Raw genomic sequence first — 12,460 nt, 5'->3', positions numbered from 1 at the left:
CAAAAGTGGGCAGTCTTTTTGATTTCTCTAGAAGTTTCTGAAATATGGTATAATAAAAGAATGGCAAACAAGAATACTACAAAAACAAGACGGAGACCGTCTAAAGCAGAACTCGAAAGAAAACAGGCTATTCAGAGGATGTTGATTTCCTTAGGGATTGCCTTATTGTTGATCATTGCAGCCCTCAAGCTCGGTGCGGCAGGTATCACCCTTTATAATCTCATTCGACTGGTGGTCGGAAGTTTGACCTATGTGGCCATTGGTGCCCTCCTCATTTATCTCTTTCTATTTAAATGGATACGCAAGCAAGAAGGACTTCTGTCAGGATTCCTCTGTATCTTCGCTGGCTTACTCTTAATTTTTGAGGCTTATCTTGTCTGGAAATATGGCTTGGAGCAGTCAGTTCTAAAAGGGACCTTGTCTCAAGTTATGACGGACCTTACTGGTATGCGGGTGACTAGTTTTGCTGGTGGAGGCCTGCTTGGTGTCGGACTTTATATCCCCATAGCCTTTCTTTTTTCAAATATAGGCTCTTACTTTATTGGAGTTCTCTTGATTCTGGTTGGGGCACTCTTGGTCAGTCCCTGGTCTATTTATGATGTTGCAGCCTTTATTGGAGCGCAGTTCAGATCCTTCATGGAAAAACAGGAACAGAGAAAACAGGAACGCTTCATCAAGAGAGAAGAGGAGAAGGCTCGTCAAGAAGCTGAAGAAGCTGCCAGAATTCAGAGAGAACAAGAAGAACAGGATGCGCTACCACTTCCTCCTGTAGATCCTGAAACGGGAGAAATCTTATCAGAGGTACCAGACTACGATCTCCCCCCAATTCCTGAGGAAGAATGGATCGAACCGGAGATTATCCTCCCTCAAACTGATTTTGACGTTCCAGATGTGGAAGAAGACTTTGAGGATGAAGAGGTGCAGGTTGATTTTTCTGCCAAGGAAGCCCTCGAATACAAACTGCCAAGCTTGCAACTCTTTGCGCCAGATAAACCCAAAGATCAGTCCAAGGAAAAGAAGATCGTCCGAGAAAACATCAAAATCCTAGAAGAAACCTTTGCTAGCTTTGGTATCAAGGTGACGGTGGAACGAGCTGAAATCGGCCCATCAGTGACCAAGTATGAAGTTAAGCCAGCAGTTGGAGTCCGAGTTAATCGCATTTCTAACTTGGCAGATGACTTAGCACTAGCTCTGGCGGCCAAGGATGTCCGGATTGAGGCTCCAATACCTGGTAAATCCTTAGTCGGGATTGAGGTTCCTAACTCTGAAATTGCGACCGTTTCCTTCCGTGAACTCTGGGAACAGTCTCAAACAAAACCAGAAAATCTCCTTGAAATACCTCTAGGTAAGGCTGTCAATGGAACTGCTCGCACCTTTGACCTTTCCAAAATGCCCCACTTACTTGTTGCAGGTTCAACGGGATCAGGGAAGTCAGTCGCAGTTAACGGGATTATCGCTAGCATTCTGATGAAAGCAAGACCAGACCAGGTCAAGTTTATGATGGTGGATCCAAAGATGGTTGAGCTATCGGTTTACAACGACATTCCTCACCTCTTGATCCCAGTTGTGACCAATCCACGCAAGGCTAGCAAGGCTTTGCAAAAGGTTGTAGATGAGATGGAAAACCGTTACGAACTCTTCGCTAAGGTTGGTGTGCGAAATATCGCTGGTTACAATGCCAAGGTCGAAGAATTTAATAGCCAATCTGAGTACAAACAAGTACCCCTGCCTTTGATTGTTGTCATTGTGGATGAGTTGGCTGATCTTATGATGGTGGCCAGCAAGGAAGTGGAAGATGCCATCATCCGTCTCGGACAGAAGGCACGTGCTGCAGGGATTCACATGATTCTCGCAACGCAGCGCCCATCGGTTGATGTCATCTCTGGTCTTATCAAGGCCAATGTCCCTTCTCGTGTGGCATTTGCAGTTTCATCGGGTACAGATTCACGAACTATCTTGGATGAGAACGGAGCTGAAAAACTGCTTGGTCGAGGGGATATGCTCTTTAAACCAATCGATGAAAATCACCCAGTCCGTCTGCAAGGGTCCTTTATCTCGGATGATGATGTTGAACGTATCGTAAACTTCATCAAGGCTCAGGCAGATGCGGACTACGATGATAGCTTTGACCCAGGAGAAGTCTCTGAAAATGAAGGAGAATTTTCTGACGGCGAAACTGATGGCGATCCGCTTTTTGAAGAAGCCAAGGCTCTGGTTATCGAAACGCAGAAAGCCAGTGCTTCTATGATTCAGCGTCGTTTGTCGGTTGGATTTAACCGCGCGACTCGTCTCATGGAGGAACTAGAGATGGCAGGTGTCATCGGTCCAGCTGAAGGAACCAAACCACGAAAAGTATTGCAACAATAGAATAAACATGTGTGAAACTTTCTCTTAAAAAGGAACTATTCTAGCTCCATTTTTGAGAGTTAGTTTCATTTTTTATTGCTTTCCCAAACTCTTATTCAGCAGGGGTTGAAACTGGATTTAGAGTTGTCTAATATTTTGATTATACTTTTACTACTTTTACCTATTAAGCTATTGATTTTTTAAGCTGTTTTTGATATATTGAATTGGAATAGAAAATATTTGTTTAGAAAGTAGTGTTTAAAAATGGAGGAGGTTATTTTTTTAGAGAAATATGCAAACGCTTACTTTTTAAACTAGGAGGAACAAAAATTTATGAATAAAGGATCATTTGAAAAACGTTGTAAATATAGTATTCGGAAATTTTCATTAGGTGTTGCTTCTGTTATGATTGGGGCTGCATTCTTTGGAACAAGTACAGTTCTTGCAGATAGCGTGCAGTCTGGCTCCACAGCGAATTTACCAGCGGATCTAGCTACTGCTCTTGCAACAGCAAAAGAGAATGATGGGCGTGATTTTGAAGCACCAAAGGCGGGAGAAAATCAAGGGTCTCCAGAAGTTACGGATGGACCTAAGACAGAAGAAGAACTATTAGCACTTGAAAAAGAAAAATCAGCTAGTTCAGATAAGTTACCAGAAGGTTTAGGGGGCAAATTAGATAAGGCTGAAGATAAAGGGAAAGAAGTTGACAAGGATCAATTAGCTAAGGATACTGAGAATCTCGTTCCAGAAAATGTAGCTAAAACCAAGAATGGTGAATTAAACTACGGAGCAACTGTCAAAATCAAGACACCATCAGGTGAAGGTAGTGGGATTGTCATTGGCGAAAATCTTGTTTTAACTGTTTCACATAACTTTATAAAAGACGTTCCAGATGGGAATAATCGCAAGGTCGTTGACAATGATAATGGTGATGGAGATATCTATAGCATTTCCTATCCAGGACTACCAGATGTTAAATTTAGTAAAAAAGACATTATTCACTGGGATCGTGAAGGTTTCCTAAAAGGCTACAAGAATGATTTGGCTCTTGTTCGATTGCGAACTGTTCTGGAAAATGCTCCAGCAGAAGTGACTGAAAAACCTGCAGTGAAAAAGGTTGGAGATAAATTGCATGTCTTTGGCTATCCAACTGGAAAATTATCACCAGTGCTCAATACAACTGTTGAATTAGTCGAATCCTACGGTGAGGGTGTAAAAGGGATCGGTTATCAAGGTAGTCATCCAGGTGCTAGTGGTGGTGGTATCTTTGATACAGAAGGAAAACTTGTCGGTGTTCATCAAAATGGAGTTGTTGGCCAACGTAGTGGTGGTATTCTCTTCTCACCTGCTCAATTGAAATGGATCCAAGATCACATGAAGGGGATTTCAAGTGTTAAACCAGCAGACTTGGAAGAGAAAGAAAAACCAGCCGAAGACAAACCCAAAGAGGACAAACCAGCTGCTAAACCTGAAACACCTGAGAAAGTGACAGCTGAATGGCAAACGGTAGAGAAAAAAGAACAACAGGGAACAGTCACTATCCGAGAAGAAAAAGGTGTCCGCTACAACCAACTATCCTCAACTGCTCAAAATGATAACGCAGGCAAACCAGCTCTGTTTGAAAAGAAGGGCTTGACCGTTGATGCCAATGGAAATGCAACTGTTGATTTAACTTTCAAAGAAGATTCTGAAAAGGGCAAGTCACGCTTTGGTGTTTTCCTGAAATTTAAAGATACCGATAATAATGTTTTTGTCGGTTATGACAAGGATGGCTGGTTCTGGGAGTATAAATCTCCAACAACTAGCACTTGGTATAGAGGTAGTCGTGTTGCTGCTCCTGAAACAGGATCAACCAACCGTCTCTCTATCACTCTCAAGTCAGATGGGCAACTCAATGCAACGAATAATGATGTGAAGCTCTTTGATACAGTAACTCTACCAGCTGCGGTCAATGACCATCTTAAAAATGAGAAGAAGATTCTTCTCAAGGCAGGCTCTTATGGCGATGAGCGAACAGTTGTTAGCGTTAAAACGGATAACCAAGAGGGGGTAAAAACAGAGGATACCCCTGCTGAAAAAGAAACAGGAGCTGCGGTTGATGATAGCAAGGTAACTTATGACACTATTCAGTCTAAGGTTCTCAAAGCAGTGATTGACCAAGCCTTCCCACGTATTAAAGAATACAGTTTGAACGGGCATACCTTGCCAGGACAAGTTCAACAATTCAATAAAGTCTTTATCAACAAACACGAAGTCACACCTGAAGTCACCTACAAAAAAATCAACGAGACAACTGCAGAGTACTTGATGAAACTCCGTGATGAGAAAAATCTAATCAATGCGGACATGACGGTTCGTTTGCAGGTTGTGGATAATCAGTTGCACTTTGATGTGACCAAGATTGTCAACCACAATCAAGTTACTCCAGGTCAAAAGATTGATGATGAAAGAAAACTGCTTTCTTCTATTAGTTTCCTTGGCAATGCTCTAGTCTCTGTTTCAAGTGATCAATCTGGTGCTAAGTTTGATGGGGCAACTATGTCAAACAATACCCATGTCAGCGGAGATGATCATATTGATGTAACCAATCCAATGAAAGACTTGGCCAAGGGTTACATGTATGGATTTGTTTCTACAGATAAGCTGGCTGCAGGTGTATGGAGCAACTCTCAAAACAGCTACGGTGGAGGTTCTTATGACTGGACTCGCTTGACAGCCTACAAGGAAACAGTCGGAAATGCCAACTATGTTGGAATTCATAGTTCTGAATGGCAATGGGAAAAAGCTTATAAGGGCATTGTCTTCCCAGAATACACCAAGGAACTTCCAAGTGCCAAGGTTGTTATCACTGAAGATGCCAATGCGGATAATAAAGTAGACTGGCAGGATGGAGCCATTGCTTATCGTAGCATTATGAACAACCCTCAAGGTTGGGAAAAAGTCAAGGATATCACAGCTTATCGTATCGCGATGAACTTTGGTTCACAAGCACAAAACCCATTCCTCATGACTCTGGATGGTATCAAGAAGATCAATCTCCATACAGATGGTCTTGGGCAAGGTGTTCTCCTTAAAGGATATGGTAGCGAAGGCCATGACTCTGGTCACTTGAACTATGCTGATATTGGGAAACGTATCGGTGGTGTCGAAGACTTCAAGACCTTGATTGAGAAAGCGAAGAAATACGGGGCTCATCTAGGTATCCACGTCAACGCTTCTGAAACTTATCCTGAGTCTAAATACTTCAATGAAAAAATTCTTCGTAAGAATCCAGATGGTAGCTATAGCTATGGTTGGAACTGGCTAGACCAAGGTATCAACATTGATGCTGCTTATGACTTGGCTCATGGTCGTTTGGCACGTTGGGAAGATTTGAAGAAAAAACTTGGTGACGGACTCGACTTTATCTATGTGGACGTTTGGGGTAATGGTCAATCAGGTGACAACGGTGCCTGGGCTACTCACGTTCTCGCTAAAGAGATCAACAAACAAGGCTGGCGCTTTGCAATCGAGTGGGGTCATGGTGGTGAGTACGACTCTACCTTCCATCACTGGGCAGCTGATTTGACCTACGGTGGCTACACCAATAAAGGTATCAACAGTGCCATCACCCGCTTTATCCGTAACCACCAAAAAGATGCTTGGGTAGGGGACTACAGAAGTTACGGTGGTGCAGCAGACTATCCACTTCTAGGTGGCTACAGCATGAAAGACTTTGAAGGCTGGCAAGGACGAAGTGATTACAATGGCTATGTGACTAACCTCTTTGCCCATGACTTGATGACCAAATATTTCCAACACTTCACTGTAAGTAAATGGGAAAATGGTACATCAGTGACTATGACCGATAATGGTAGCACCTATAAATGGACTCCAGAAATGCGAGTGGAATTGGTAGATGCTGACAATAATAAAGTAGTTGTAACTCGTAAGTCAAACGATGTCAATAGCCCACAATACCGCGAACGTACAGTAACTCTCAACGGGCGTGTGATCCAAGATGGTTCAGCTTACTTGACTCCTTGGAACTGGGATGCGAATGGTAAGAAACTTCCTACTGCTAAGGAAAAAATGTACTACTTCAATACGCAGACTGGTGCAACAACTTGGACCCTTCCGAGCGATTGGGCAAAGAGCAAGGTTTACCTTTACAAGCTGACTGACCAAGGGAAGACAGAAGAGCAAGAACTAACTGTAACAGATGGTAAGATTACCTTAGATCTTCTCGCAAACCAACCATACGTTCTCTATCGTTCAAAACAAATCAATCCTGAAATGTCATGGAGTGAAGGTATGCATATCTATGACCAAGGATTTAACAGCGGTACCTTGAAACATTGGACTATTTCAGGCGATGCTTCTAAGGCAGAAATTGTCAAATCACAAGGCGCAAATGAAATGCTTCGTATCCAAGGCAATAAGAGCAAGGTCAGTCTCACTCAGAAATTAACTGGTTTGAAACCAAATACCAAGTATGCTGTTTATGTCGGTGTCGATAACCGTAGTAATGCCAAGGCGAGCATCACTGTAAATACTGGTGAAAAAGAAGTGACTACTTATACCAATAAGTCTCTCGCTCTCAACTATGTTAAGGCCTACGCCCACAATACACGTCGTGACAATGCTACAGTTGACAATACAAGTTACTTCCAAAACATGTATGCCTTCTTTACAACTGGTTCTGACGTATCAAATGTCACTCTTACTTTGAGTCGTGAAGCTGGTGATGAGGCAACTTACTTTGATGAAATTCGTACCTTTGAAAATAATTCAAGCATGTACGGAGAAAACCATGATACAGGTAAAGGCACCTTCAAACAAGACTTTGAAAATGTTGCTCAGGGTATCTTCCCATTCGTAGTGGGCGGTGTCGAAGGAGTTGAAGATAACCGTACTCACTTGTCTGAAAAGCACGATCCATATACACAGCGTGGTTGGAACGGTAAGAAAGTTGATGATGTTATCGAAGGAAAATGGTCACTCAAGACCAATGGACTGGTTAGCCGTCGTAACTTGGTTTACCAAACCATCCCACAAAACTTCCGCTTTGAAGCTGGTAAGACCTACCGTGTAACCTTTGATTATGAAGCAGGTTCTGACAATACCTACGCCTTTGTAGTTGGTAAGGGAGAATTCCAATCTGGTAACCGTGGTACGAAAGCAAGCAACTTGGAAATGCATGAGTTGCCAAATACCTGGACGGATTCTAAAAAAGCCAAGAAGGCAACCTTCCTCGTGACAGGTGCAGAAACAGGCGATACTTGGGTAGGTATCTACTCAACAGGTAACGCAAGCAATACTCGTGGCGATTCTGGTGGAAATGCCAACTTCCGCGGTTATAACGACTTCATGATGGACAATCTGCAAATCGAAGAAATTACCCTAACAGGTAAGATGTTGACAGAAAATGCTCTGAAGAACTACTTGCCAACTGTAGCCATGACCAACTACACGAAAGAGTCTATGGATGCTTTGAAAGAGGCGGTCTTTAACCTCAGTCAGGCCGATGATGATATCAGTGTCGAAGAAGCACGTGCAGAGATTGCCAAGATTGAAGCCTTGAAGAATGCTTTAGTTCAAAAGAAAACATCCTTGGTGGCAGAAGACTTTGAAAGTCTCAATGCTCCTGCACAAGCTGGTGAAGGCTTGGGAAATGCCTTTGATGGTAATTTGTCTAGTTTATGGCATACATCTTGGAGTGGTGGAGATGTTGGTAAATCAGCAACCATGATCTTGAAAGAACCGACTGAAATCACAGGACTTCGCTATGTTCCACGTGGTTCAGGTTCAAACGGTAACTTGAGAGATGTGAAACTGGTTGTGACAGATGAGTCTGGCAAGGAGCACACTTTTACTGCAACGGACTGGCCTGATAACAATAAGCCAAAAGACATTGACTTTGGCAAGACAATTAAGGCTAAGAAAATTGTCCTTACAGGTACCAAGACTTACGGAGATGGTGGAGATAAATACCAATCTGCAGCGGAACTCATCTTTACTCGTCCACAAGTAGCAGAAACACCTCTTGACTTGTCAACTTATGAAGCAGCTTTAGCTAAAGCTCAAAAATTGACAGACAAAGAAAATCAAGAGGAAGTGGCTGGAGTTCAGGCAAGCATGAAATATGCGACGGATAATCATCTCTTGACGGAAAGAATGATCGAGTACTTCGCATACTATCTCAACCAATTACAAGATAAGACTGCTAAACCAGACGCTCCTACAAGCAGCAAAGGTGAAGAGCAACCTCCAGTTCTTGAAGTTCCTGAATATACAGGCCCACTAGGCACGGCAGGAACAGAAGCACCACCTACAGTGGAACTTCCAGAGTACACAGGTCCACTAGGAACGGTAGGAACAGAAGCGGCACCTACAGTGGATTCGTTGAAAGCAGTAGTAGATAAGACCGGAAATATCGAAATTATCGGAAAAAGTCAGGAACTAGCGGATGTTGATCAAGTAGAAAGTAATTCAGAGACTAACAAGAATTTGTCTGGTAAGAAGTATGATGTATATAACCTTCAACTTAAGAACCAAAAAGGACAAGTGGTTAAACCAAACGGTAATCTTCTTGTTAGATTGCCAGTTTCAGGGGAAGTGGAGGCACTTTATGCTATTACTCCAAGCAAGAACTTGCAAGAACTCGCTTACATTATCCAAGATGGTAAACTTGAATTTACAACAGCAGACTTGACCGCTTACGCTATCGTCTATAAGGCAGCAAGCAATGATACTCCTCCAGCTGTTGATGAGAATGTAAATCCTTCTGCTTCTAATAACCAAGAAGAAGAGCAAAAACCTCAAACGGTTGCTGTTGAAGAGAAGGGACAACTTCCAGCTACAGGGGAACAAAACTCAACTGCTCTAGCTTTGTTAGGTGGTCTAGCTTTAATTTTCTCAGCTTCTTTCATCAGAAACAGAAAGAGAAACTAAACGATAAAATTCCTTTGGACAGATAATTTTTGTAAAATCATTTATCCTAAATAACTACAAAAAAATCAGGAACGTCTGTTCCTGATTTTTTCTATGATACGAAAAAACCAGCTCTAAGTGCTGGTAAATGTTTGAGTTTAGGAGCCACTATTACTTGCAGTTGTCCCAGTCTCACTTGTTGGGCTATTTGATGAGGAAGTGTCTTTTTGTTCAATTTTGCTTGTACCGTCCTCTTTTGTTTTCTCCTCTTTACTACTAGAAGGTTGGGTTTCTTCTTTTTGAGGTGCATCTTGGTTTGGAGTTTGTTTTTGCGTAGGGCTATTTGTATCTGTAGGAGCCTCTTTTTGAATTTCTCTAATGACTGTCGTTTGTTGAGGAGTGGTTGGCTCCTCTTTTTTATTTTTATCCATTGCGTTCATGATGGTGATAGTGGCGGTGATCAGACCAAGGATACTACCGATGGTAGCAATCGTTTTTTGAAAGACCGTAAATCCCTTTTTGATGTGTTCAGTTTTTGGTTTTGAAGTTCTACGATAGTTAGACATGATACTCTCCTTTGATTATGATTTATTATACCTCATTTCTTTAAAAAAATCTTAAAAAAAGAGGAATTGCCCTTTCTTGTCGCAGGTCTCTTTTCGTGATACAATAGAGTGAGTGATTTTAGAAAGCGTGAGAAAACATGATCTACTTTGATAATTCGGCGACAACTAAGCCTTATCCTGAAGCTCTAGAGACCTATATGCAGGTCGCTTCGAAAATTCTAGGAAATCCTTCTAGCCTCCATCGTTTGGGAGACCAGGCAACACGAATTTTAGATGCTTCCCGGCAGCAAATTGCAGATTTGATTGGAAAGAAGAGTGATGAAATTTTCTTTACCTCTGGTGGAACAGAAGGGGATAACTGGGTCATCAAGGGTGTAGCCTTTGAAAAAGCCCAGTTTGGCAAGCACATCATCGTATCAGCTATTGAGCATCCAGCAGTCAAGGAGTCAGCCCTCTGGCTGAAAAATCAAGGTTTTGAGGTGGATTTTGCCCCAGTTGATGAGAAGGGATTTGTAGATGTTGAGGCCCTAGCAAGTTTGATTCGATCAGATACGACCCTCGTTTCGGTCATGGCAGTAAACAATGAAATCGGCTCTATCCAGCCTATTCAAGCTATTTCAGAACTTTTAGCTGATAAACCAACCATTTCCTTTCACGTTGATGCAGTTCAAGCACTTGCTAAAATTCCAACTGAAAAGTATCTGACGGATCGAGTGGATTTTGCGACCTTCTCGAGTCATAAGTTCCACGGTCTCAGAGGTGTTGGTTTTGTCTATATCAAGTCTGGCAAGAAGATTACACCTCTATTGACTGGTGGTGGTCAGGAGCGCGATTATCGTTCGACGACGGAAAATGTTGCAGGAATTGCCGCAACAGCTAAGGCTCTCCGTTTGGCTATGGAAAAGCTGGATATCTTTACTAGCAAGACAGGGCAGATGAAATCAGTTATTCGCCAAGCCCTTCTGGACTATCCAGATATTTTCGTCTTTTCAGATGAGAAAGGCTTTGCCCCTCATATCCTGACTTTTGGGATTAAGGGTGTTCGTGGAGAAGTCATCGTTCATGCATTTGAAGACTATGATATTTTCATTTCCACAACCTCTGCTTGTTCGTCCAAAGCAGGAAAACCTGCGGGTACCTTGATTGCTATAGGAGTGGACAAGGATAAGGCCCAGTCAGCTGTACGCCTCAGTCTAGACCTGGAAAATGATATGAGTCAGGTTGAGCAGTTTTTGACCAAGCTAAAATTAATTTACAATCAAACTAGAAAAGTAAGATAGGAGCATTCATGCAGTATTCAGAAATTATGATTTGCTACGGAGAGTTGTCAACAAAGGGAAAAAATCGTATGCGTTTCATCAATAAACTTCGCAATAACATTTCGGACGTTTTGTCCATCTATCCCCAAGTTAAGGTAACCGCTGATCGCGACCGTGCCCATGCTTATCTTAACGGAGCGGATTATACAGCAGTAGCAACATCACTTAAACAAGTCTTTGGGATTCAAAACTTTTCTCCAGTTTACAAAGTAGAAAAGTCTGTCGAAATTCTCAAAGCTGCCGTACAAGAGATTATGCAAGACATCTACAAGCAAGGCATGACCTTTAAGATTTCTAGTAAACGTAGTGACCACAACTTTGAGTTGGACAGTCGAGAACTCAACCAAACCCTTGGTGGAGCTGTTTTTGAAGCTATTCCAACTATTCAAGCCCAAATGAAAAATCCTGATATCACACTTCAAGTGGAGATTCGTGAGGAAGCGGCTTATCTTTCCTATGAAACCATTCGTGGAGCAGGTGGTTTGCCAGTGGGAACCTCTGGTAAGGGGATGCTTATGTTGTCAGGTGGTATTGACTCACCTGTAGCGGGTTATCTTGCCCTTAAACGTGGGGTAGATATCGAAGCCGTTCACTTTGCTAGTCCACCATATACTAGTCCCGGTGCCCTTAAGAAAGCGCAGGACTTGACCCGCAAATTGACCAAGTTTGGTGGCAATATCCAATTTATCGAAGTGCCTTTCACTGAAATTCAAGAGGAAATCAAGGCTAAGGCGCCAGAAGCCTATCTCATGACCTTGACGCGTCGTTTTATGATGCGGATTACCGACCGTATCCGTGAAGTGAGAAAGGGTCTGGTCATTATCAATGGGGAAAGCCTTGGCCAAGTAGCAAGCCAGACTTTGGAAAGCATGCAGGCTATCAACGCTGTGACCAACACTCCTATCATTCGCCCTGTGGTTACTATGGACAAGTTGGAAATCATTGACATCGCTCAGGAAATTGATACCTTTGAAATTTCTATCCAGCCTTTTGAGGACTGCTGTACGATTTTTGCACCTGACCGTCCTAAGACCAATCCTAAGATAGAGAATGCTGAGCAGTATGAAAAACGGATGGATGTTGAAGGTTTGGTTGAGCGAGCAGTGGCAGGAATCATGATTACTGAGATTACACCTCAAGCTGAAAAAGATGAAGTCGATAACTTGATTGATAATCTCCTCTAATCAGAAAAACCAGAAGAATTCAGAAAGTATATATGAAAAAGTTAGTTATTTATCCTTAAAATGGACATTTACTGACTTTTTTTCTATTTTTATGGTATAATGAGATAAAATTTTGAATATAGAGAGTTTTCTG

5 protein-coding genes are annotated in these 12,460 nt (G+C 42.3%); 4 read left to right on the top strand and 1 reads right to left on the bottom strand.

Annotated features, from left to right (window positions below; genetic code table 11):
• Positions 1-60 precede the first annotated feature (60 nt).
• On the top strand, positions 61-2,367 hold the full coding sequence (locus DF216_RS01965) for a DNA translocase FtsK (RefSeq protein ID WP_129325786.1): 2,307 nt from the start codon (positions 61-63) through the stop codon (positions 2,365-2,367).
• A 312-nt stretch (positions 2,368-2,679) separates the two neighbouring features.
• Positions 2,680-9,279 (top strand): SpGH101 family endo-alpha-N-acetylgalactosaminidase, encoded by a 6,600-nt coding sequence (locus tag DF216_RS01960; RefSeq protein WP_129325785.1) that lies wholly within the window; start codon positions 2,680-2,682, stop codon positions 9,277-9,279.
• A gap of 137 nt (positions 9,280-9,416) precedes the next feature.
• Here the strand turns inward: DF216_RS01960 and DF216_RS01955 are convergent, their stop codons facing one another.
• Positions 9,417-9,824: a DUF6556 family protein gene (locus DF216_RS01955; protein WP_129325784.1), complete on the bottom strand. Its 408-nt coding sequence runs from the start codon at positions 9,822-9,824 to the stop codon at positions 9,417-9,419.
• 137 nt (positions 9,825-9,961) lie between these two features.
• Here DF216_RS01955 and DF216_RS01950 point away from each other — a divergent pair, with 137 nt between their 5' ends.
• Positions 9,962-11,104 (top strand): cysteine desulfurase family protein, encoded by a 1,143-nt coding sequence (locus DF216_RS01950; protein WP_125828236.1) that lies wholly within the window; start codon positions 9,962-9,964, stop codon positions 11,102-11,104.
• 8 nt (positions 11,105-11,112) lie between these two features.
• Positions 11,113-12,327, top strand: a complete 1,215-nt coding sequence (gene thiI / locus DF216_RS01945; RefSeq protein ID WP_129325783.1) for a tRNA uracil 4-sulfurtransferase ThiI — start codon at positions 11,113-11,115, stop codon at positions 12,325-12,327.
• The last annotated feature ends 133 nt before the right edge of the window (positions 12,328-12,460 follow it).

The organism is Streptococcus oralis (assembly GCF_004127215.1).
GTDB lineage: Bacteria > Bacillota > Bacilli > Lactobacillales > Streptococcaceae > Streptococcus > Streptococcus oralis_BD.
This window is presented reverse-complemented; position numbering and strand designations above follow the sequence as displayed.

Bases quoted from the DNA above. Each gene is read 5' to 3' on its own strand.
- DF216_RS01960 (WP_129325785.1), top strand. From the start codon at position 2,680: ATGAATAAAGGATCATTTGAAAAACGTTGTAAATATAGTATTCGGAAA.
- DF216_RS01955 (WP_129325784.1), bottom strand. From the start codon at position 9,824: ATGTCTAACTATCGTAGAACTTCAAAACCAAAAACTGAACACATCAAA.
- DF216_RS01965 (WP_129325786.1), top strand. From the start codon at position 61: ATGGCAAACAAGAATACTACAAAAACAAGACGGAGACCGTCTAAAGCA.
- DF216_RS01950 (WP_125828236.1), top strand. From the start codon at position 9,962: ATGATCTACTTTGATAATTCGGCGACAACTAAGCCTTATCCTGAAGCT.
- thiI (WP_129325783.1), top strand. From the start codon at position 11,113: ATGCAGTATTCAGAAATTATGATTTGCTACGGAGAGTTGTCAACAAAG.